This window comes from Pseudomonas entomophila, from assembly GCF_013523125.1.
In the GTDB taxonomy this organism is placed as follows: Bacteria; Pseudomonadota; Gammaproteobacteria; order Pseudomonadales; family Pseudomonadaceae; genus Aquipseudomonas; species Aquipseudomonas entomophila_B.
Map to the genome: position 1 here is coordinate 19539 of NZ_JAAMQJ010000020.1, position 21035 is coordinate 40573.

The window sequence follows — 21035 nt, forward strand, 5'->3', positions numbered from 1 at the left end:
CCGCGCGTCTTTCGTCAAATCGCCACGGCAGCACGCGCCGTGAATGCCCGGGTATCGCCGCGATCAGTTCGCGCGTGTAGGTGCTGTTCGGCTGACTGAGCACCTGCAGCGCCGGCCCTTGCTCGACCACCTGGCCACGGCGCAGCACCACCATCTGGTCGGCCATGCTCGCCACCACCGCCAGGTCGTGGGAGACCAGCACGTACGCCATGCCCAGGGTGTGTTGCAGGGTTTCCAGCAAGGCGAGGATCTGCGCCTGCACCGACACGTCCAGGGCACTGACCGGCTCGTCGAGCAGCAATACATCGGGCTCCAATGCCAGGGCCCGGGCGATCGCCACCCGCTGACGCTGGCCGCCCGACAACTCGTGCGGCAGTCGGTCGAGCAGGTGCACGGGCAGTTGCACCTGGGTAATCAGTGTCTGGGCCCGATGCACCAGGGCCTGGCCCTTGAGCAGGCCGAACGCGACCAGCGGCTCGACGATGCTGTCGAATACGGTGAAGCGCGGATCGAGCGCGGCGAACGGGTTCTGCTGGACCAGCTGGATGCGCCGGCGCAGGGGCTGCAACTGTCGCCAGCTGCGGGTGCCGACATCGACGCCGGCAAACGTCACCTGGCCCTGGCTGGGCGTCTCCAGGCCCAGGGCCAGACGCAGCGCCGTGCTCTTGCCTGACCCCGATTCACCGACGAGGGCCACGGTCTGCCCGGCGTGCACCACCAGACTCAGGTCATGCAGGGCCGTGAAGGGCTCGGCCCGGCCTGGCACGGCGAAGCGCTTGCCGACCGCCTGCAGATGCAGTAGCGGTGCTGCCTGGCCAGTCGGCGCGCCTGGCCGGCGGCGCGGCACGAAAGCCGGGGCTGCCGCGAGCAGGTCGCGTGTGTAAGGCTGCCGGCTGCCCCAGAGGATCTGCCGCGGCGTGGCCTGTTCGATCAGTTGGCCATGCCTCATCACCAGCAGGCGGTCAGCGCGGTCGCAGGCCATGCCCAGGTCATGGGTGATGATCAGCAGCGAGAGGCCGCGCTCGGCCACCAGCGCTTGCAGGTGATCGAGGACGCGCCGCTGTACGGTCACGTCCAGCGCGCTGGTGGGCTCGTCGGCGATCAGCACCTTGGGCTCGCCCGCCAAGGCGATGGCGATCAGCACGCGTTGGCGCATGCCGCCGGACAGCTCATGGGGGTACTGGCGTGCACGCAGTGCCGGGTCGTCGAGACCGACCTGGGCCAGCAACCCCTGCACCTCGACCTGGAGCCCGGCGAAGCGTCGGCCGCGGGCCAGCACCAGGGCCTCGGCGATCTGCTGACCGATACGCAGCGTCGGGTTGAGGCTGACCATCGGATCCTGCGGTACCAGGCCCAGGGTCCGTCCGCGCACCTGGCGGCGTGACCGTTCGGTGGCCTGAGCCATGTCGGTCCCTTCGACCCACAGCTCACCGTGGTCGATGCGGGCAGCGTCCGGCAACAGCCCGAGCAGGGCGTGCGCCAAGGTCGATTTGCCCGAGCCGGACTCGCCGACGATGGCCAGGGTCTCACCCCGCGCCAGGCTGAACGACAACCCGCGCACGGCTTGAGTGCGTGCCCCGGCGGCGGTGTAGCTGATGCTCAGGTCGCGCACGTCGATCACAGGGGAAGGGGTCATCGAGCAGGCTCCTCGGCGCTGCGCGCCAGGTGATTGAGGCTGAACACCACGGCCACCAGGAACAGCCCCGGCAACAGGGAGACCCACGGGGCCGTGATCAGGAAATGACGGCCGTTGGCGATCAGCGTGCCCCATTCCGCCGCAGGGGGTGCGGCGCCGAAGCCCAGGAAGCTCAGCCCGGCGGCAGCGAGGATGGCCGCGCCGACATCCAGGGTGGCGAGCACGGCCACCGGCCCCCAGGCGTTGGGCAGGACGTGGCGCAGCAGCGTGCGCGTCCAGCTGGCGCCGCCCAAGCGTGCGGCCTCGACGTAAGGCAGGGTCTTGACGCGCAGCACCTCGGCGCGGGTGGTGCGGGCAAAGCCTGGGATCAGGCCTATCCCCACGGCGACCGCCACCGGCCCCGTGCCAAAGCCGATCGCGGTGACGATGGCCAGGGCCAGCAGCAGGCCGGGCAGGGCCAGCAGCACGTCGACCAGGCGCATCAGCAGCGCGTCCACTCGGCCACCGGCAAAGCCGGCCAGCACCCCCAGGCTCAGGCCGCCGGCCAGGGCGATGGCCACGGCCAGCAGCGCGGCCAGCATCGACAGGCGCGCGCCGTAGACCACGCGGGTGTACAGGTCACGGCCCAGTTCGTCGGTGCCGAACCAGTGGGCCAGGCTCGGCGCGCTCAGCTTGTCGGCCGGCGAGGTGGCATAGGGGTCGAAGCCGGTCAGCAGCGACGGCGCCAGCGCCGCGAGCAGGGCGAACGCCAGGATCAGCAGCGCCAGGCTGAAACCCGGCCGGCGTAGCAACGGAACCAGCCGTTGCTGCCAGCGTTGCCGACGCGAGCGCGGCGTCCAGCCCGTGGCGGCGCGCGCCGGGTCATAGGTGGCCGAGGCACTGAGGGTAGGCAATGGCATATCGACGATCATCTCAGGTCACCTTGGTCATGTGGGTGATGCGGGGGTCGAGGCGGGGGTAGAGCAGGTCGACCAGCAGGTTCACCGCCACGAAGGCGGCGGCGGCGACCGCGACGATCGCCAGCACCACGGGAATGTCCTGGCGCAGCACGGCCTCCTGGGCCAGACGGCCGACGCCGTTGCGTGAGTAGATGGTCTCGACCAGCACGGCGCCGGATACCGTGTTGCCCACCTGCAAGCCGATCAGGGTCAACAGCGGCAGGGCAGCATTGCGCAGGCCGTGGCGCGCCTGCACCTGGGCCCGGCTCAGGCCCTTGGCGAAGGCGGTGGTGATGTAGGGCGCCTGCCAGACGTCCTGGAAACCCCGTTGCAGCACCTGGGCGTACAGCGCGGCACTCGGAATCGCGAGGGTGATTGCGGGCAGCACCAGGTTGTCGAGGCCCTGGCTGCCGGTGGCCGGGAACCAGCCCAAGGCGAAGGCGAAGACCTGGATCAACAGCAACCCGACCCAGAACACCGGCACGGAAAACCCCAGGGCCGGCAGGCGCGTCAGGGCGACCTTCAAGGGCCGCCACTGCACGTAGGCGATCAGGCAGGCCAGGCCGACCCCGGCCAGCAAGGACAGGACGATGGCGGCACCCGCCAGGGCCAGGGTCTGCGGCAGGCGCTCGGCCAACAGCGCGGTGACCGGTCGCCCCAGCGACAGCGATTGCCCCAGGTCACCGTGCAAGGCTCGCCAGAGCAGGTCGGCGTACTGCTCGAACAGCCCTTTGTCCAGCCCGTAGTAGGCCCGTGCCTTGGCCAGGTCTTCGGGCGACAGGCCGTCGGCTTCCAGGCCCGAGGCACTGAGCATGATCGCCAGGGTGTCGCCGGGCAGCAGGTAAAGGATGAAGTAGGTGATGGTGTAGGCCCCCCACAGCACCAGCAGGGCCTGACCGACGCGACCGGCCAAATAGCGCTTCATGGCTGCTCGACCTGGATGTCGCCGAGCAGGGCGAAGCCTTCGGCCGTCCAGCGGAAGTCCTTGACCCGTGGCGCGGTGGCGGCCTGCCAGACCCGCTCGTACAGCGGGAAGGCAGAGGCCTCGTCGATCAGCAGGTCCTGCAACTGGCTGTAGGCCTGGGCTCGCTGGGGGTCGGCGGTGGCGGTCAGGCCGTCGTCGAACAGCGCCTGAGCCTTGGGCAGCACATCAGGGGTGTAGGCATTGGTGGCCAGCGTGGCGCTGTTGGCCGCGCGCGGGTCGAGGATGGTCTGCAGGATGATCGGGTCGGCGCGGGTCATGTAGGTGGAGGTCAGGTCATAGTTGCCCGAGGCATTGCCGGCCACCCATTCGGCACGGGTCAGCACGTTGAGTTTGAGGTCGATGCCGACCTGGCGCAGTTGGTCCTGCACCAGCACGTCGCCGGCGCTTTCGGCCGGGGTCAGGTTGTAACGCAGGGTCAGACGCTGGCCGTTCTTGTGCCGATAGCCGTCTTCGCCCTTGTGCCAGCCGGCCGCCTCGAGCAGCTGCTCGGCACCCCGGGGGTCGTAGGCCAATCTGTCGCGCTGCGGCTTGAAGTAGGGCGTGGTGGTGTCGTACACGCCGCTGACCACCGGGAACTGGTCATTGAACACGGTGTGCGCATAGCTCGTGCGGTCGATGGCCTTTTGCAGCGCCAGGCGTACCTGACGGTCGGCCAACAGACGCTGGCCACGGGTGTTGGGGTAGAGGTTCAGGGCCGGGCCGGGCAGCGAACGGCTCTGCAGCGTCGCACCCTTGGATTGCAGGAGCTGCACATCGACCTCCGAGAACGGATTGCGCGGCCAGAGGATGTCGGCCTTGCCTTGCAGGAACAGACCATTGCGCACGCTTTCCTCGGGGATGTAGCGGATCTCCACGGCATCCAGGTGCGCCGCGCCACGGTTGTGCACGTTGGCCGACGGCCAGGCGTAGTCGTCACGCCTGACCAGGCGCGCACCGACTTCCGGGGTGTAGTGCTCGAGGACGAACGGCCCGGTGCCGATGATCCGGCCCAACGATCGCTCCTGGGCCGTCAATGCGTAGCTGGCCGGGGCGAGGATCGCCAGGTTGGTGGTGGAGGTGGCCTGCAGGAAGCCGGCATTGGGCGTGGCCAGGACCAGGCGCACGGTGAACGCATCGACCACGTCGGCATGGTCGTAGCCGGCCAGGTAGGTCGCGCCGAAGGTCGCGGGCAGCTGGGTGGCGAAGGCCTTGTTGCTGTCGAAGGCGGTCTTCACGGCCTGGGCATCGAAGCGTTCGCCATTGCTGAAGGTGACGTCCTGGCGCAGGTGGAAGGTGTAGCGCAAGCCATCGTCGCTGACCTCCCAGCGCGCTGCCAGCCAGGGGATGATGCGCCCGGTCTGCGGATCCTGGTCGGTGAGGGACTCGGCGACGTTGCGCAACAGCACGCGGTGCTCGAGCCAGTACACCTGGAACGGGTCGAGGCTGACCAGGGTGGTGTTGTCACCCCAGAAGGCGATGTTGAGCGTGTTGCTGGCCGCGTGGTCGTCGGCCGGCGAGCAGGCGGTCAGCGCCCAGGCCAGGGCCCCGAGCGCGAACAGGCGGTGCAGTGTGGGCATGTCAGTATCCTTCCAGAGCAATGAGCGTGAGTGCTGGCACCGATCGCTTCATCGGTAAGTCCGTCTTGGGGTGGCGGGGATGCAACGGTTCTTTGTGCTTCAGCTCGGCGGGCAGCGTCTTTTCGAGGGCTGCATGGCAGCCCATCGCGGGCAAGCCCCCCCACAAGTTGACCCCACGGCCGATGGGCCAGAAAACGCCGCCGCTCTGGTGTGGGAGCGGGCTTGCCCGCGAAGCGATCGCCCAGGCGGCTTTGGTGACGTCAGCCCTGGTAATCACGCCCTTCGCGGTCCAGCTGGCGGATCAGCGCCGCCCAGTGCCGCTGGATGCCTTCCCCCTTGCCATCGGAAAACCGCTTCGACTGTTCATGCACCTTGGCGATGGCGGCGGGCGAGGCGTGCAGCAGTTGATCGGTGCCGCCGGCCTGGGCCGCGATCTGGATGTTGCAGGCTCGTTCCAGGCCGTGCAGTTCACGAAAGGCATGCTCCACGCTGATGCCGCCGGCGAGTAGCCCGTGGTTGCGCAGAATCAGCAGGTTGCGCTGGCCCAGGTTGGCGACCAGCCGCTGCTGCTCGTCCAGGTCCAGGGCGACGCCTTCGTAGTCGTGGTAGGCCACTCGACTGTAGTAGGCCAGGGCATGCTGGGAGATCGGCAGCAGCCCCTGGCGCTGGGCAGAAACGGCCGCACCATCGCGGGTGTGGGTGTGCAGCACGGCTTCGAGGTCCGGGCGGGCGCGGTGGATGGCACTGTGGATCACGTAGCCGGCCTGGTTGATGCCCAGCCCCAGTGGGTCGTCGATGATCGTGCCATCGACGTCGACCTTGACCAGGTTCGACGCGGTGATCTCGTCGAACAGCAGGCCGAAGGCGTTGATCAGAAAGTGCTCGTGCGGCCCCGGCACTCGGGCCGAAAAGTGCGTGTAGATGTGGTCGGTCCAGCGAAACAGCGCGGCCAGGCGATAGGCAGCCGCCAGCTTGACCCGCACCGCCCATTCCTCAGGACTGACCCGGTCGCGAACGCTGGGGGACTCGGCAGTGACGGCAGACAATGAACTCATGGGGATACGCTCCAGGGATCGGTGGCTGCGCAGGTGATCGACCGGCAGGGTCGACGGCGTCCTTGCAGCCTGGAAATGAAAAGAAGAAAGGCCTGCGGCTTGCGCCTTGGCACCTGCGTCGAGTGTGGCGTTCATGCACCTGCCTCCTTGAAGGCCGCCTGCCCCACGTGAGCGAACACCACATCGTCCTGCGGCGTATGGATGCGGCTGCACAGCACGTCGCGGTAATGCCGCTCCAGGGGATTGCGCCGGGACAGCCCAGGGTTGCCCGCCGCTTCGACGGCCAGTTCCACGGCCTGGATGGCATGGGCGCTGACCAGGTGCTTGAGCTGCCCAGCGTGGGGCGACGCGACCTGCCCGGAGGCGGCGGCATCGAGCAAGGTCTGGTTGGCGAACAGCAAGGTATCGATGCGGCCGAGCACCGCTTGAAACCGCGGCAGGCTCGCCAGCGGTGCGCCCAGGTTGGACGGCGCGCGGCTCTTGAGAAAATGCACCAGCCAGTCGCGGGCAGCACGGGCCACGCCGTCGTACACCGTCGGCAGCAACACGGCCATCCACACCAGGCCTTCGGCGTCGAGTTCGGCTCGTGGCGCACTGGCAGGGCTGACGGTCACGGCGTGCTCGAGCGGAATCAGCACGTCGTCGAAGCGCACGTCGTGGCTGCAGGTGGCGCGCATGCCCAGGTGGTCCCAGTCCTCGACAATGGTGATGCCGGGGGTGTCGCGGTGCACCAGAAAGCCGCCGACCAATGGATCGGCGTCGTCGCTGCGGGCCCAGACCAGCAACCACGTCAGGCCATGGCTGCCAGTGGAGTAGAGCTTGCGACCGTCCAGGCGCCAGCCCTCGGCCGTGCGCCGTGCCACCGTGGCAGGCAGACCACCCCGCGTTGGCGTACCCAGGTCGGGTTCGACGCGCAGGGCATTGATCAGGGCGCCGTGCTGCACGGCGTCGCGGGCCACGCGGTGACGCAGGTGCTCGGGCCAGCGCGCTTCATCCAGCAGGCGAACGTGTTGCAGGTACTGCATCACCACGATCAGGGCCGTAGCCGGATCGCCCTTGGCGATCGCACCGATTACCCGCCGAGCACTGGCGAGGTCTGCGCCGCTCCCGCCCAGCGCGCGGGGCACGGTGAACGCGAGCAGACCGTGCTGATGCAACAGGTCGATGTTGTCCTGCGGGAAGCACGCCGTGCGATCGTAACGTTCGGCATTGGCGGCAAGGGCCTGCGTCAGCTCGGCAAGGGTGCTGTCGGCGGGGTGGCTCATGGGTTTCATCCCTGAATGACGGTGTCTTGCTAAGACCGTATTCGTATGGATGAAGCCTGTAAAAGTCTTTTTAGTTCTATGCTAATTATTTGTTTTGGGAATTTAAAAATTCAGTGGTTATGCGTAATCCGCATCTAACGTTCAGCGCTTCGAAACGTGCCGTACCCCGTTTGCCGGACGGCGCGACTGGCGATCGGCGGCTCATCCCGCCAGCTTGTGCCCGGCGATCTTGCCGAACAGCTCCACGGGCTCCTGCAGGTTGCCGAGGTAGCGCGGATGGAACAGCCACAGGTCCACCTGTGGCTTGAAGTCGCTGACATTGAGCACGTCCAGCGCCTCGCGGTGGCGGCTGGCCTGAAGCAAAGGTTCAGGCACCAGCCCCAACCCTTGTCCATTGGCCACCAACCCGAGCTGCAGCTCGGTGCCGAAGGTCTCCAGGTTGATCGACAGGCGTAGCCCTTGCTCGCTCAACGCCCGTTGCAAACCGGCCCGGAAGCCGCATCCATCGGGGTTGAGCACCCAGCCGCGGACGTAGCAGTCCTTGAGCGTCTGGGTACGCTTGGCGCTGCCTTTGGCAGCCACCACCTTCAGCGGCATCCGCCCCAGCGACTGGCTGGCGATGCCCTCGGGGAAGATCTTGCCCGCCGGGAACAGGGCCGCGGCGGCATCCAGTTCGCCGTTTTCCATGCGCGTGATGAGGCTGCTGCCCCAGCCACTGCTGACCTGGGTCCGCAGGGGCGGGTAGGCCTCGCGGATCTGCGCCAGGGCATCGAGCAGCACCACGTCGCCCAAGGTCTGGGGCACGCCCAGGCGCAGGGTGCCCGACGGCGCGCCTTCGTGGGCCACCAGCTCGCGCAGCGCGTCGATCTCGCGCAGGATGGCCTTGCATTGCTCGTACACCCGCAGCCCCATGGGGGTGGGTTTGAGCGGTTTGGTGTGGCGGTCGAGCAGGGTGGTGCCCAGGTCCTGCTCGAAGTTCTGCACCCGCCGGGTGATGGCCGGTTGCGTCAGTTGCAGGGCTTCGGCGGCCAGGTTGGTGGACTGGCAACGGATGACCGCCACGAAGGCGTCCATATCATCGATTTTCATCAGCGGTGCTCACAGGTCGGACGGGGACACGAGGCACGGGCCTCATCGCAGCCAGGAGTCTATCGGATAAAAACGCATATTAGGTTATTCCTAAAATCAATTTAATTTATCAGATAGATCCCGTTAGAGTCACTCGGCCAGGGCTGCATGACGCAGCCTGTCCAGACACCGAGGAACGCCATGTCCATCCGATCGACGCTGCTCACCCTGGCAGCGGCCGTGCTGCTGGCCAGCCAGGCCGCTGCTGCCGAGCGCCTGACCCTGCGCATCGGCGACCAGAAGGGCAACATGCGCGCCCAACTGGAAGCGGCCGACGCCTTGCGCGACCTGCCGTACGACATTCGCTGGGCCGAGTTTCCCGCCGCCGCGCCCCTGGCCGAAGCGCTCAACGCGGGCGCCATCGACGCCGGCATCATCGGCGATGCGCCGCTGCTGTTCGTGCTGGCCTCAGGCGCGCCGGTCAAGGCCATCGCCGTGGACACCTCCGACCCCTATGGCACGGCCGTGCTGGTACGCCCCGATGCGCCCCTGCACAGCGCGGCGGACCTCAAGGGCAAGCGTATCGCCACTGGCCGTGGCTCGATCGGCCATCACCTGGCGCTCAAGGCACTGGACCAGGCTGGGTTGAACGAGCAGGACGTGGCGTTCCGCTTCCTGGGGCCGGTGGATGCCAAGATCGCGCTGGCCAACGGCTCGGTGGACGCCTGGGCGACCTGGGAGCCGTACACCGCCCTGGCCGAGCTGAGTGGCCAGGGCAGGGTGCTGGTCAACGGGCGCGGCCTGTCCAGCGGTAACAGCTTCCTGGCCGCGACCGATGAGGCCCTGGGCGATACCGAGCGTCGCGCTGCCCTGCAGGACTACCTCACGCGCCTGGCAGGCGCACAGGTCTGGGCCAACCAGCACCTGGACAGCTATTCCAAGACTCTGGCCGCGATCATTGGCTTCCCCGAGGACGCCGCGCGTCTGCAGTTCGAACGGCGCCACCTGCGCTGGCAGGCGATCGACGCCAAGACCGTGGCCGAGCAACAGGCCACGGCCGATTTCTACCATGCCCATCGCCTGATGAACGCGCGTCTCGACGTGACGCCCACGTTCGCTCAAGGCTTCGTGGTGCCGAACGACCCGCAGCTGGCGACGCAACCCTGAACCTGGAGACCCTCCCATGACCCTTTCCCCCTTGCGTCGGCTCGGCCTGGCGCTGCTGGTCAGCGCCGTGCTGCCGGCCCTGGCCCACGCCGACCAGACCGTGCGCATCGGCTACCAGAAGTCCTCGACCTTGCTGACCCTGCTCAAGGCCCGCGGCAGCCTCGAACAGCGCCTGAGCGCCGAGGGCGTCCGCGTCTCCTGGCACGAGTTTCCCAGTGGGCTGCCGCTGCTGGAGGCGCTGAACCTGGGCAACGTCGACCTGTCGGCGGACGTGGCCGACACCGTGCCGGTGTTCACCCAGGCCGCCGGTGCGCAACTGACCTATTTCGCTCGGGAGACGCCCTCGCCGACGGCCCAGGCGATCCTGGTGCCGGCTGACTCGCCGCTCAAGAGCCTGGCCGACCTCAAGGGCAAGCGCGTGGCGGTGACCAAGGCGGCCGGCAGCCATTATCTGCTGATCCAGGCCCTGGCCAAGGCCGGCCTGACCTTCAAGGACATTATCCCGGCGTACCTGATCCCGGCCGATGGCCGCGCGGCCTTCGAGAACCACAAGGTCGATGCCTGGGTGACCTGGGACCCTTACGTGGCCAGTGCCCAGCGCCAGCAGCACGCGCGCATCCTGGCCGACGGTCGCGGCTTGGCCAGCTACCAGCGCTACTACCTGGCCCGCAGCGATTACGCCCAGGCGCACCCCGAGGTCGTGCAGCAGGTGTATGACGCATTGCGTGAAGTGGGGCGCTGGACCAAGGCCAATCCTGCCGCGGCGGCGCGGGTGCTCGGGCCCTTGTGGGGGAACCTGGACAGCGCCACGGTGCAACAGGCCAACGCCCGGCGCAGCTACGACGTGCAACCGGTGAGCGTGGAGAACCTGGCGGAGCAGCAGCGGATCGCCAACGCGTTCTTCAAGGCGCGGTTACTGCCCAAGGCGGTGGATGCGAAAGCGGTCAGCGTCTACACGCCGGCAGAGTAGGGTGCTCGTCAGATCATCGCCTGCAACTGGTCCAGAAGGCGGGCGATGTTCGCTTCGTGACGCTTGTAGTAGGTCCAGGGCCCGATCCGTTGCGAGGTCACCAGCTGGGCGCGTTGCAGCGAGGTCAGGTAGAGCGAGACCGTCGACTGCGACAAGCCCACGCGCTTCTGGATGATGCTCACGCACACACCCACCTGCTCCGGGTCCACCTCCTGCTCGGGGAAATGCGTGCGAGGGTCTTTGAGCCAGTTGAGAATGGTCAGGCGGGTGGGGTTGTCGAGGGCTTTCAGCGCTTCGCTGACGTCGATGCTCATGATCAGGGCCAAAACGGGTTTTCGCGATAGTACGACATTTCCACAGCGCACTCACGGCCTTCGATGGCACGGCCGCGCCCGGCAGGGCCCGGCGCGGCTATCCACGGTCAGCCTGGGTAGCGGGGGTAGTCGGTGTAGCCCACCTCGGTGCCGCCGTACATCGTGCTGGCATCCAGCGCGTTGAGCGGCCACTGGTGGGCAATGCGCGCGGGCAGGTCCGGGTTGGCGATGAAGGGCCGGCCAAAGGCGATCAAGTCACCCCAGCCTGCGCCGACCACACGCAGCCCACGCTCGACGGTGTAGCCACCGGCGTACAGGATCTTGCCACTGAAGGCCTGGCGCACGTCGCGACGAAAATCGTCCGGCAGCTCCGGTGCATCGTCCCAATCGGCTTCGGCCAACGACAGGTAGGCGATGCCGATTCGCTCGAGCACCTTGACCGCTTCCAGGTACGTCCCGTGCGGATCGTCTTCCACCAGTCCCAGGTAGACGCGCTCTTCGTCAGTGGAGGCGAACAACGGCGCGAAGCGCACCCCGACGCGATCACGACCGACCACATCAGCCACCGCTTCGGTCACCTCCCGCAGAAAGCGCAGGCGATTGTCCAAGGACCCGCCATATTCGTCGGTGCGCCGGTTGCTGTGCGCCGAGATGAACTGATTGACCAGGTAGCCATTGGCGCAGTGGATCTCCACGCCGTCGAAGCCGGCCTCCAGCGCGTTGCGGGCGGCCTGCGCATACAGCTGCACGATGTCCTTGACCTCGGCCGTGGACAGCGCCCGTGGCACGGACGGCTCGGCCAGTTCACCGGTGCCGGGGCCAGTCTCGACGAACACCTTCACGGCCGTCGCGGCGATGGCGGACGGCGCCACCGGCGCTTCGCCACCCGGTTGCAGCGACGTGTGGGAGACCCGGCCGACGTGCCACAGCTGGGCGAAGAGGATACCGCCCTGGGCATGCACGGCGTCGGTGACCGTGCGCCATCCCTCGATCTGTTGCTGGCTGTGGATGCCCGGCGTCCAGGCATACCCCTGGCCACGCGGCTCGATCTGCGTGCCTTCGGTGACCATGAAGCCGGCGCCGGTACGCTGGGCGTAATAGGTGGCCATCAGGTCGTTGGGAACGTTGCCGGGTTGCGAGCTGCGCGAGCGCGTCAGCGGCGGCAGGACGATGCGGTTCTTCAGGGTGTGGGTGCCCAGTTGCACGGGCTCGAACAGAGGGGAAACGTTCATTGTGATTCCAGATATCTAGATTTCTAGATGTTTAAGTTGACGACTTGGCGGAACGTCATATGAAAGGTGCGCAGCCTATTCTGTATATCGAAATATGTCAATATGATGTGATATGCCAAAGCGTGCCATCCAATACGACGGAGGTTGAGAGAGCGGCACTGTCGCTGGCCTGCGAGGGAGGCCAGCTCGCCTTCCTCGCAGGCATTCGCGAGGCAGGCGAAGCACGCGGTGCATCAGCTCGCCAGGTAATCGTCCACCGAGCGAACGGTGCCATAGCCAAACTCGAATGCCGCCATCATCGCCGCATGAACGTGCGAGGCCGGCACGTTGACGCCATCGAACGTGAGATCCAGAGTGGCGCAGGCGTCGTGGAGGATGGTGACGGTATACCCCATGTCCGCGGCGGCCCTGACGATGGCATCGATGCACATATGGCTCATGGCGCCGACCACCACCAGCTCTTGGATATGGTGAGCGTCCAGATGCTGCCTGAGGTCCGTTTCGCGAAAGGCATTGATATGGTGCTTGACGATCATCGCCTCACCCTTCAACGGGGTCACGGTTTCCTGGATACGGACACCGGCCGTGCCGGGCACGAAGATCGGGGCGTCACCTTGGGCAGATTCGTGGCGCACATGGAACACGGGCATTCCTTTGCCTCGAGCGTCCGCTATCACACGCGCTGCCTGGGCAGTCGCCGCTTCGATGCCTGTCAGGGGGAGTTTGCCGCTCGGCAAGTATTCGTTTTGCAAGTCGACGACGATCAGGCCGATGGGTTTCATGACGTTCGTTTCCTTTCAGCGGGAGAGGCGCCCAGGATCGCCGCCCTTGGCGCACCTGCACAGGGGCGCGAACGACAACCAGAGGGCTGATATCGACAAGCAAAACGGCCGTCATGGGTGTCCGCGAAAGTGTCCGATCCGTCACCGCCTGCATCGCAGACAAGGCTGCTCTCACCTACGGCTTGCCACTCATTTTCTTGAACATCGACGATGTCATGGGTCTTGTATGAGACGGGGCTTATCGCAAGCCTGCGCTGAAACGCCGTTTGTAGGCGCCCGGTGTCAACCCGACAATACGTGTGAACACCTTGCGAAACGCACCTGCATCGCTGTACCCCACCTCCCAGGCGACCCTGTCGATGGAGGCCGTCTCGAACTGCAGCATCTCGCGTGCACGCCCCACGCGAAGCCGTTGACCGTATTCGGTGGTCGTCATGCCCGTGGCTTTCTGGAAACGTCGCAGCAAGGTCCGTGGCTCGAGTTTGGCCTGGACGGCCAAGGTGGCCAGCGTCATGTCTTTTGCCTGGGTCGCCTGGAGCCAATGCTGCACGCTCAGCACGGCAGCGTCTCCGTGCGTCAGGACTGGAGAAAAGGCGCTGTAATAGCGTTGCTCGCGCCCAGGGGGATCGACCACCAGCGTGCGGGCGGTATCGAGCATGATGGAGGGCCCCAACAGCCGGTCGATCAGACGCAGTCCCAGATCGGTCCAGGCCATCAGCCCGCCAGCAGTCATGAGGTCGCCGTCGTCGATGATGAGCCGGTCGGCATCGACCCGCACATTCGGAAAACGCTGCTGCAACCGCTGCGCATAGCTCCAGTGCGTGGTCATGGGGCGGCCGTCCAGCAGTCCCGTGGCCGCGAGCATGAACGCCCCTGCGCACACCGAGCCGAGTACCACGCCTTGGGCATGTTGCTCGATCAGCCAGGTCAACAAGGCGCTTGGCGGCGTTGGATCCGGTTCCTGCAGGGTCGGCGGCAGAATCAGCACGGTCAGCCTCGAGCCGGCGTGCGGCTGGGTGTCGAACGTCCGCTCAGGCGCGCTGGACGCTGATGCTTGTTGCCAATGGGAGATGCGCAACGAAGGCTCCGGTGACTTCAAGAAACGGGAAGCCACGCTGTTTGCCACGCCGAACAGGTCGGTGAGCCCGAGGGTGGCTGCCTGTTGTGCCCCTGGATACTGGACGAGGCCGATTTCGAAGGCGGGTGTATTGTGCATCTGTCGGTCAGTCTTGAGCAGGTCGGGCGTGACGGTGCTCACCTTAGCACCGGATCCAAGCCAGCGCGCATCGTTCTCGTGTTCGGCTCACCCTTGGCGCTGGAGGCAGGACGCTCGTGGATCAACGCGATCCTCTTCTGTGTACAGCGTCTGTCCGCGGCTGTACCGCATGAAAGATGTCCCTTTCGAACAACGCCGCGTCGTCTTCAAGCGGTTGACGGCATGGGCCGGCCTCGATAATTCACGCGACCGTTCGCCTTGCGCCACAGGTGAACGGTCGCGGTTCTTCGAGTAAGCAGCCTCGTCTCACAATTCCAACGCTGCGGCGCCCTTCGCACCGGTCCTCCGGTAGCCCCCATAACGATAATTATCCTTTTCCACCAACGCCGCGCTCTGTCGCGCGGACCGCGTTCGCGCGCTCATTGAAGACTTGACTGCCATGATCGTTACTTCTGCCCCTAGTACCGGTGCGTCCACCGGTCATCGCAACGCCTTGCTCGCCGCACACGTCGCCGCCGTGCTGTTCGGCCTCACGGGTATCCTGGGCGCGCTGATCCTTGCCGATGCCAGCGTGATTACCTTCGGCCGCGCGGCGTTCGCCTTCATCGCCCTAGGCTTTGTCGCTGGTCTGAAAGGCACTCGTCTACTGGACGCCTTGAGCTGGCGTACCGTGCCTGTGATCGGCCTGACGGGGACCTTGCTGGCCGCCCATTGGGTGACCTTCTTCATCGCCGTGAAAGTGGGCGGTGTGGCGATGGCCACCCTGGGTTTCGCCAGCTTTCCGGCGTTCATCGCGCTGGTGGACCTGCTGATCTTCCGTAAGCGTATCGGCAAGACCGAAAGCATGCTGCTGATGATGGTGACGGCAGGGCTGGTCCTGGTCGTGCCGTCGTTCGACCTGCACGACCAGGGTACGGTCGGCCTGCTCTGGGGGCTGGCCTCAGGCTTGTCCTTCGCGCTGCTGGCCGTGGCCAACCGGCGTCGAACGGCCGGCATGAACGCCATGCAGGTCGCGTTCTGGCAGAACGTGGTGGTGGCAATGCTGATGGTGCCGTTCGCCTTCAGTCATCTGGCCAGTGCCGGTCTGCGGACCGACGACTGGGTGGCGCTGGCGTTGCTAGGGGTGTTCTGCACCGGGCTGTCACAGTTTCTGTTCGTCAGGAGCCTCGGTGGGCTGCAGGCACGCACGGCGGGCATGATCATCGCCCTGGAGCCGGTGTATGCCATCGCCTGCGCGTGGTGGCTGTTCGACGAGCAACCCTCGCTCCGGATGGGCGCAGGGGCGGCGCTGGTGGTGCTGGCCACTCTGCTCGGCGGGCGTCGCAAGACCTCGGCCCACTGACGTTCGGCGATGGCGGACGATGTCCGTCTGAGCCCATTCGATGACCGGATCCGTCGATTGAACCCTGTTCGCGCTTTCTAGGGTGAAACGGTGCGGCACCTCACCCATAACAAAAGCAAAAGCAGGGATCAGAATGACGATGACGACGTCTGGAAAGGCCGACGGTCAGTTGGCGCAAGGATTCAAACCTCGACACGTGACCATGTTGTCGATCGCCGGTGTGATCGGCGCAGGGTTGTTCGTGGGATCAGGGCAGGCGATCGCGGCGGCAGGACCTGCCGCCATCGTGGCCTATGCGTTGGCCGGCGCCCTGGTAGTGCTGGTCATGCGCATGCTCGGCGAGATGGCGGTGGCCAGCCCCGACACAGGGTCCTTCTCGACCTACGCTGATCGCGCCATCGGTCGATGGGCAGGTTTTACCATCGGTTGGCTGTACTGGTGGTTCTGGGTACTGGTCATACCGATCGAGGCAATCGCCGCCGGTGTCGTGTTGAACCACTGGTTCCCCGCGGTGCAACCCTGGTGCTTCGCACTGTCGATGACCGTGCTGCTCACGGTCACGAACCTGTTCAGCGTGGCCAAGTACGGTGAGTTCGAGTTCTGGTTCGCCATGCTCAAGGTGATCGCCATCGTCGCCTTCATCGCCTTGGGCGGTGTGGCGCTGGCAGGCGGCTTTCCCGCGCGCGAGGTCAGTGGCCTGACACAGTTGATGAGCGCCCATGGCGGCTTCATGCCCAATGGCTGGACAGCCATCATCGGTGCCTTGCTCACCACCATGTTCAGCTACTTGGGGACCGAGGCGGTCACCATCGCGGCCTCCGAATCGGCCGACCCTGCACGCAACATCGCCAAGGCCACCCGCTCGGTGATCTGGCGGATCAGCGTGTTCTATCTGTTGTCGATCTTCATCATCATCTCGGTGGTGCCGTGGAACGATCCCTTGTTGCCCGCGCACGGGTCCTACCAGCGTGCACTGGAGCTCATGGACATTCCTTACGCCAAGCTCATGGTCGACCTGGTAGTGCTGGTCGCGGTGGCGAGCTGCCTGAACTCGTCGATCTACATCGCGTCGCGCATGGTGTTTTCGCTGGCCAAGCGCGGTGACGCGCCCGGCGTAATGGGCCGTACGTCGTCAGCGGGCGTACCGCGTGCGGCCGTGGTCGGCAGTACGCTGATCGGCATGGCCACCACGGTCGTGAACTATTTCGCGCCGTCCGAGGTGTTCGGCTTTCTGCTGGCCAGTTCAGGTTCGATCGCACTGCTGGTCTACCTGGCCATCGCGTTCTCGCAACTGCGCATGCGCGCGACGCTGGAGCGACAACACCAGGTCATCGCCTTCAGGATGTGGCTCTACCCCTGGCTCACCTATGCCGTGATCGGCTTCATCGTCTTCGCCCTGGGCGTGATGTTCGTCATGCCAGAACATCGGCTGGAGGTGTCGTTGACCCTAGGTCTGGCAGGGCTGATCATGCTGGTGGGGGTCATCACCAGCCGACGTCACGAACGGGCATCGCTGATGGCGAAGGTCGAGACCGTCTAGCAGGGCAGCGTCCGTACGCCGTCAAGAGGTGAACGGACGCTACCGACCTGGCTCACGTTGCCGGCTTTTGACGCAACCGAAGCGCTTTTCCTTCGAAGGGCTGTGACCGAAGAACGCGGTATAGCACTTGCTGAAATGGCTGGCGGAGACGAAGCCGCAGGCCACGGCCACCCCCAGCAGCGGCAGGTCGGAGTGCTGCAGCATGCGCCGGCTTTCGGTGATGCGCAGCTCCATGTAGTAGCGCACCGGCGTCGTACCCAGCTGATGCTGGAACAGACGACCGATCTGCCGCTTCGAGCGGCCGACGTAGGTAGCGATCTGGTCCTGGCTCAGGGGCTCTTCGAGATTGGCATTCATCAGGTGGATCGCTTCACGCAAGGGTTCGCTGATGTTGGCCTGAGGAGCCGGCAGTGTACGCCGGTAACGCGAGGACTCGAACGCCAGGATGGCCGTGATGCCCTCGGTCAAGGCCGTGCCTCTTCGTTGGCTCAGCCACTCCAGCACCATCGTGAACGCACCGCCCGGGCTGGCGGCACTCAGGCGGTCACGGTCCACCACGAAACTGTCGGTGCTGACATGGCTGTGGCGGGCAATTTCCGCCACGGCGCCGCGGTGCTCGGGGTGCACGGCGCAGCGGTAGCCGTCCAGCAATCCGGCTTGCCCCAGGAACCAGGCGCCATTCCAGAGCCCGGCCAGGGCTACGCCTTTGCGCGCCAGCCCTTGCAGGCACGCGTTCAGGTCGGGGGAGGCCACCAGCGCGGTGCGCAGGCCGCCGCAGATCACCAACAGGTCCAAGGGCACCTTGAGGCTGGTATCCAGCGATGCACCGGGCGTGATGACGATGCCCAGGTCGCTGGTGACAGGCTGGCCGTTCAGGCTGAAGGTCGTGCTGACGCAGGCGTGCGGCTGGATCAGGTTGGCCGTGACCAAGGTGTCCAGCGCTTGGGTGAACGCCAGCAGAGAAAAGTGCTCCAGCAGCAGAAAACCCACGCACGTCTGCGGACGGGTGGGCAACTCTGCCGCGGGGGTAAAGCGTACGTTGTGCCCATTGAGGGCGGTACTGAAGCTACGAGTCGGACGCAACGGGTGTTTCTCTTCGTTCAGACAATGGAAAAGGCAGGCCGGAACGACCTGCCGTATGGAGAGGATTTACACGCGCAGCGGACTCGCTCGGCGGCTGAGCAGGCCGCGCGACAGCCGGTCGAGCAGCAGCGCCACCGCCACGATCGCCAACCCTGCACGCAGCCCGAGGCCCATCTCCATCCGGGTGAGGCCGCGCGTCACTTCGGCGCCGAGCCCGCCGGCTCCAACCAGTCCGGCCAACACCACCATGGCCAGCGACATCAGGATGCACTGGTTCAAGCCCACCAGCAGGGTGGGCATGGCGCTGGGCAGTTCGATCTTGAACAGGATGGTGCCGGGCTTGGCACCGGTGGCCTGCCCGAGTTCCAGCAGGTCCTTGGGCACCTGGCGAAAACCCAGGGTGGTCAGGCGCAGCATGGGCGGAATGCCATAGATGAGGGTGGCCATGATCGCCGGGACCTTGCCCAGGCTGAAGATGATCACGGCCGGGATCAGGTACACCCAGGGCGGTACGGTCTGCATGACGTTCAGCACGGGGCCGAGCGCGTTGTCGATGCGCTTCACGCGAGCGGCCAGCACGCCCAAGGGAAAGGCCACGCCCACGGCGATGATCACCGCCACCGACACCAGGGCGATGGTCTGCATGGACGCGGTCCAGAAGCCGCTGAGCCAGCAGAAGCCCAGCAGCACGCCGGCCAGTACGGCACTGCGCAGGTTGATGAACAGCGCCGTCAACAGGCACACCCCGGCGATCATCGCGTAGAACGGCGGCAGCAGGAGCAGCGCCTCGATCCCGCCGAGCATCGTCTCGACGAAACGGCCGATGGCCGCGAACAGCCCGTGCAGGTGGGTGTTCAGCCAGTCGAACAGCGGCGCCAGGTAGGCGCCAGGGGACAGGTTCAGTTCAGTGAGCGCCATGACCAGCCTCCTCGGTGTCGCGGTGACGGCCCTGGGCCAGACGGTCGAGAACCAGGGTGAGGACCACGATGGCGATGGCAGCGTTGATCGAGCGGGCGATGTCCAGGGTACGGATGGCGCTGTAGATCACCTCGCCCAGCCCACCTGAGCCGACGATACCCGCAATCACCACCATGCCGAAGGCCATCATCAGGCTCTGGTTGATGCCTGTCCTGATACTGGGCAGCGCAAACGGCAGGCGAATCTTGACGAACTGCTGCCAGCCGGTGGTGCCGCTGGCGTTACCCAGTTCGAGAAAGGCCTGAGGGGTCATGCGCACGCCCAGTGCGGTAAGGCGCAACACCGGGGGCACGGCGACGATGACCGTCGCCACCAGGGCCGTGCCGGTGCCGTAACCGAGCAGGGCGATGGCAGGCAGCAGGTAGATGTAGGGTGGCAAGGTCTGCACCAGGTCCAGGGCCGGCTCGCAGACGCGGTTGACGGCAGGGGACAGCCCGGCGATCACGCCGCAGGGCACGCCGATGAGCAAGGCCAGGCAGGTGGCGGTGAGGACCAGGGCGAGGGTGCTCATGGTCTGCGGCCACAAGCCCATCATCGCGCACAGCGTCAGGGCGAGGAGGGTGCCCAAGGCGAAGCGCCAACCGGCCAGGCGCCAGGCCAGCACGGCGAACAGCAGCGCCACGACATAGAACGGCGGCCACTCGAACACGGTGTAGACCGCCTGGTAGACGGCCTTGAGCACGTCGTTGAACAGGTCGAACAGGTCTGCAGCATTGTCGGACAGCCATATCAGGCCGTTGTCGACGGTCTCGTCGAACGCAGAGGCGAAGTCTGTGAGGTTCATGCCAGACCTCCCACGGACAGATGTGGCTGCACGGCGGCCTGGTCGGGAGGCACGCCCTGCACGGCACGCAGCAGGTCACGCTGACTGATCACGCCCACCAGCGCACCGTGCGCGCGCACGCCTACGGCGTCGTGCCCCGAGCGGATCAACAGGTCGATCAGGCTGTGCAAGTCGCTGTCCGGGCTGGCACATTCCAGTTGCTCGGGATCCTGGTGCGGATACCGGGCACGGTGGTCGGCCAGCGGCTGCATGATCGAGTGGGCCTTGACCAGATGCAGCCGCGAGATACCGGCGACGAATTCGGCCACATAGTCGTCGGCCGGATTGAGGACGATCTCTTCGGCAGTGCCTTCCTGGATGATGACACCGTCCTTCATGATGGCGATGCGGTCGCCGATGCGGATGGCCTCTTCCAGGTCATGGGTGATGAAGACGGCCGATTTGCCCAGGGACTTGGTCAGTTGCCGGAATTCGTCCTGCAGCTGCCGACGGATCAGCGGATCGAGCGCGCTGAACGGCTCGTCCATCAGGATCACTTCCGGGTCCGAGGCGATCGCCCGGGCCAGGCCGACGCGCTGCTGCATGCCGCCGGACAGCTCGCTGGGGTAGCGGTTGGCCCAGTCGCTCAGCCCGACCTTGGCCAGGGCATTGCCGGCCACCTCATGGCGCTTGCCCTTGGCCACGCCTTGCACTTCCAGGCCGAATGCCGCGTTTTCCAGCACCGTGCGGTGTGGCAGCAGGGCGACGCTCTGGAACACCATGCCGATGTGCTTGGCCCGTACCTCGCGCAGCGACGCTGCGTCCAGCCGGGCGATGTCGCGGCCCCTGACCAGAATCTCGCCACTGGTGGGGCTGATGAGACGATTGAGCAGACGGATCAGCGTGGACTTGCCACTGCCGGACAGCCCCATGATGCAGAAGATCTCCCCGCGACGGACCTGCAGGTCGACGTCCGAGACCCCCACGACACAGCCGTACTCCTGAAGGATCTGGGTCTTGCTCAAGCCGCGTTCGCGATAGGCCTGCATGGCGGCTGGTGCGCGATCCCCGAAAATCTTCCAGACACCGCGGCAATCGACCAGTGTTTCGACATTGCTAGTATTCATGTGTGCACCCGAACCAGA

18 protein-coding genes and 1 pseudogene are annotated in these 21035 nt (G+C 66.0%); 4 read left to right on the forward strand and 15 right to left on the reverse strand.

The features are described 5' to 3' along the window. Positions 1-25: 25 nt before the first annotated feature. From G7007_RS12330 to G7007_RS12360, 7 genes and pseudogenes are all read right to left on the reverse strand, one after another. Positions 26-1636, reverse strand: a pseudogene (locus G7007_RS12330) (dipeptide ABC transporter ATP-binding protein); the annotation flags it as partial. After that, positions 1633-2547, reverse strand: coding sequence for an ABC transporter permease (locus G7007_RS12335; RefSeq protein WP_181102085.1), 915 nt, complete (start codon positions 2545-2547; stop codon positions 1633-1635). The gene G7007_RS12335 and the pseudogene G7007_RS12330, both read right to left, overlap by 4 nt. Before the next feature lies 1 nt (position 2548). After that, positions 2549-3499 carry an ABC transporter permease gene (locus G7007_RS12340; protein ID WP_181102087.1) on the reverse strand — a complete coding sequence of 317 codons (951 nt, stop codon included), beginning with the start codon at positions 3497-3499 and terminating at the stop codon, positions 2549-2551. Next, positions 3496-5115 carry an ABC transporter substrate-binding protein gene (locus G7007_RS12345; RefSeq protein WP_181102089.1) on the reverse strand — a complete coding sequence of 540 codons (1620 nt, stop codon included), beginning with the start codon at positions 5113-5115 and terminating at the stop codon, positions 3496-3498. Before G7007_RS12345 ends, G7007_RS12340 begins: the two co-directional genes overlap by 4 nt. Positions 5116-5375: 260 nt before the next feature. Further along, positions 5376-6170 (reverse strand): class II aldolase/adducin family protein, encoded by a 795-nt coding sequence (locus G7007_RS12350; protein WP_181102184.1) that lies wholly within the window; start codon positions 6168-6170, stop codon positions 5376-5378. A gap of 131 nt (positions 6171-6301) precedes the next feature. Further along, positions 6302-7435, reverse strand: a complete 1134-nt coding sequence (locus G7007_RS12355) for an acyl-CoA dehydrogenase family protein (protein ID WP_181102091.1) — start codon at positions 7433-7435, stop codon at positions 6302-6304. Positions 7436-7636: 201 nt separating this feature from the next. Then, positions 7637-8524 (reverse strand): LysR family transcriptional regulator, encoded by an 888-nt coding sequence (locus tag G7007_RS12360; RefSeq protein ID WP_181102093.1) that lies wholly within the window; start codon positions 8522-8524, stop codon positions 7637-7639. 180 nt (positions 8525-8704) lie between these two features. Between G7007_RS12360 and G7007_RS12365 the strand changes: the two genes are divergently transcribed. Both G7007_RS12365 and G7007_RS12370 read left to right on the forward strand, forming a co-directional pair. After that, the gene (locus tag G7007_RS12365) at positions 8705-9670 is read left to right on the forward strand and encodes an ABC transporter substrate-binding protein (protein WP_181102095.1); all 966 of its coding nucleotides are present in this window, start codon (positions 8705-8707) and stop codon (positions 9668-9670) included. A gap of 16 nt (positions 9671-9686) precedes the next feature. Continuing rightward, positions 9687-10640, forward strand: coding sequence for an aliphatic sulfonate ABC transporter substrate-binding protein (locus G7007_RS12370; RefSeq protein WP_181102097.1), 954 nt, complete (start codon positions 9687-9689; stop codon positions 10638-10640). Positions 10641-10648: 8 nt separating this feature from the next. Here the strand turns inward: G7007_RS12370 and G7007_RS12375 are convergent, their stop codons facing one another. The 4 genes from G7007_RS12375 to G7007_RS12390 all read right to left on the reverse strand — a co-directional run bounded on the left by G7007_RS12375 (position 10649) and on the right by G7007_RS12390 (position 14184). Beyond that, the gene (locus tag G7007_RS12375; protein ID WP_181102099.1) at positions 10649-10954 is read right to left on the reverse strand and encodes an ArsR/SmtB family transcription factor; all 306 of its coding nucleotides are present in this window, start codon (positions 10952-10954) and stop codon (positions 10649-10651) included. A 107-nt stretch (positions 10955-11061) separates the two neighbouring features. Beyond that, positions 11062-12186: an alkene reductase gene (locus G7007_RS12380; protein ID WP_181102101.1), complete on the reverse strand. Its 1125-nt coding sequence runs from the start codon at positions 12184-12186 to the stop codon at positions 11062-11064. 233 nt (positions 12187-12419) lie between these two features. Continuing rightward, the gene (locus tag G7007_RS12385) at positions 12420-12968 is read right to left on the reverse strand and encodes a cysteine hydrolase family protein (RefSeq protein ID WP_181102103.1); all 549 of its coding nucleotides are present in this window, start codon (positions 12966-12968) and stop codon (positions 12420-12422) included. Positions 12969-13206: 238 nt separating this feature from the next. Further along, positions 13207-14184 (reverse strand): GlxA family transcriptional regulator, encoded by a 978-nt coding sequence (locus G7007_RS12390; protein WP_181102186.1) that lies wholly within the window; start codon positions 14182-14184, stop codon positions 13207-13209. Between the two features lie 439 nt (positions 14185-14623). On the opposite strand from G7007_RS12390, the gene G7007_RS12395 reads away from it, so the two are divergent. Together G7007_RS12395 and gabP are read left to right on the forward strand one after the other, a co-directional pair. Continuing rightward, entirely contained in the window at positions 14624-15526 is a 903-nt protein-coding gene (locus G7007_RS12395) for a DMT family transporter (RefSeq protein ID WP_181102105.1), read from the forward strand. 139 nt (positions 15527-15665) lie between these two features. Further along, positions 15666-17066: a GABA permease gene (gabP, locus tag G7007_RS12400; protein ID WP_181102107.1), complete on the forward strand. Its 1401-nt coding sequence runs from the start codon at positions 15666-15668 to the stop codon at positions 17064-17066. Between the two features lie 39 nt (positions 17067-17105). On the opposite strand, the gene G7007_RS12405 is transcribed toward gabP, so the two are convergent. From G7007_RS12405 to G7007_RS12420, 4 genes are all read right to left on the reverse strand, one after another. Continuing rightward, on the reverse strand, positions 17106-18149 hold the full coding sequence (locus G7007_RS12405) for a GlxA family transcriptional regulator (protein ID WP_181102110.1): 1044 nt from the start codon (positions 18147-18149) through the stop codon (positions 17106-17108). 66 nt (positions 18150-18215) lie between these two features. Continuing rightward, the gene (locus G7007_RS12410) at positions 18216-19067 is read right to left on the reverse strand and encodes an ABC transporter permease (protein WP_181102112.1); all 852 of its coding nucleotides are present in this window, start codon (positions 19065-19067) and stop codon (positions 18216-18218) included. After that, complete coding sequence (locus tag G7007_RS12415; RefSeq protein ID WP_181102114.1) at positions 19054-19911, reverse strand: ABC transporter permease; 858 nt, start codon at positions 19909-19911, stop codon at positions 19054-19056. Before G7007_RS12415 ends, G7007_RS12410 begins: the two co-directional genes overlap by 14 nt. Further along, complete coding sequence (locus tag G7007_RS12420; protein ID WP_181102116.1) at positions 19908-21017, reverse strand: quaternary amine ABC transporter ATP-binding protein; 1110 nt, start codon at positions 21015-21017, stop codon at positions 19908-19910. The genes G7007_RS12415 and G7007_RS12420 overlap by 4 nt, the downstream gene beginning before the upstream one ends. Between the last annotated feature and the right edge of the window lie 18 nt (positions 21018-21035).

Coding starts and splice junctions, on each gene's coding strand:
- G7007_RS12335 (WP_181102085.1), bottom strand. CDS start 2,547: ATGATCGTCGATATGCCATTGCCTACCCTCAGTGCCTCGGCCACCTAT.
- G7007_RS12340 (WP_181102087.1), bottom strand. CDS start 3,499: ATGAAGCGCTATTTGGCCGGTCGCGTCGGTCAGGCCCTGCTGGTGCTG.
- G7007_RS12345 (WP_181102089.1), bottom strand. CDS start 5,115: ATGCCCACACTGCACCGCCTGTTCGCGCTCGGGGCCCTGGCCTGGGCG.
- G7007_RS12350 (WP_181102184.1), bottom strand. CDS start 6,170: ATGAGTTCATTGTCTGCCGTCACTGCCGAGTCCCCCAGCGTTCGCGAC.
- G7007_RS12355 (WP_181102091.1), bottom strand. CDS start 7,435: ATGAGCCACCCCGCCGACAGCACCCTTGCCGAGCTGACGCAGGCCCTT.
- G7007_RS12360 (WP_181102093.1), bottom strand. CDS start 8,524: ATGAAAATCGATGATATGGACGCCTTCGTGGCGGTCATCCGTTGCCAG.
- G7007_RS12365 (WP_181102095.1), top strand. CDS start 8,705: ATGTCCATCCGATCGACGCTGCTCACCCTGGCAGCGGCCGTGCTGCTG.
- G7007_RS12370 (WP_181102097.1), top strand. CDS start 9,687: ATGACCCTTTCCCCCTTGCGTCGGCTCGGCCTGGCGCTGCTGGTCAGC.
- G7007_RS12375 (WP_181102099.1), bottom strand. CDS start 10,954: ATGAGCATCGACGTCAGCGAAGCGCTGAAAGCCCTCGACAACCCCACC.
- G7007_RS12380 (WP_181102101.1), bottom strand. CDS start 12,186: ATGAACGTTTCCCCTCTGTTCGAGCCCGTGCAACTGGGCACCCACACC.
- G7007_RS12385 (WP_181102103.1), bottom strand. CDS start 12,968: ATGAAACCCATCGGCCTGATCGTCGTCGACTTGCAAAACGAATACTTG.
- G7007_RS12390 (WP_181102186.1), bottom strand. CDS start 14,184: ATGCACAATACACCCGCCTTCGAAATCGGCCTCGTCCAGTATCCAGGG.
- G7007_RS12395 (WP_181102105.1), top strand. CDS start 14,624: ATGATCGTTACTTCTGCCCCTAGTACCGGTGCGTCCACCGGTCATCGC.
- gabP (WP_181102107.1), top strand. CDS start 15,666: ATGACGACGTCTGGAAAGGCCGACGGTCAGTTGGCGCAAGGATTCAAA.
- G7007_RS12410 (WP_181102112.1), bottom strand. CDS start 19,067: ATGGCGCTCACTGAACTGAACCTGTCCCCTGGCGCCTACCTGGCGCCG.
- G7007_RS12415 (WP_181102114.1), bottom strand. CDS start 19,911: ATGAACCTCACAGACTTCGCCTCTGCGTTCGACGAGACCGTCGACAAC.
- G7007_RS12420 (WP_181102116.1), bottom strand. CDS start 21,017: ATGAATACTAGCAATGTCGAAACACTGGTCGATTGCCGCGGTGTCTGG.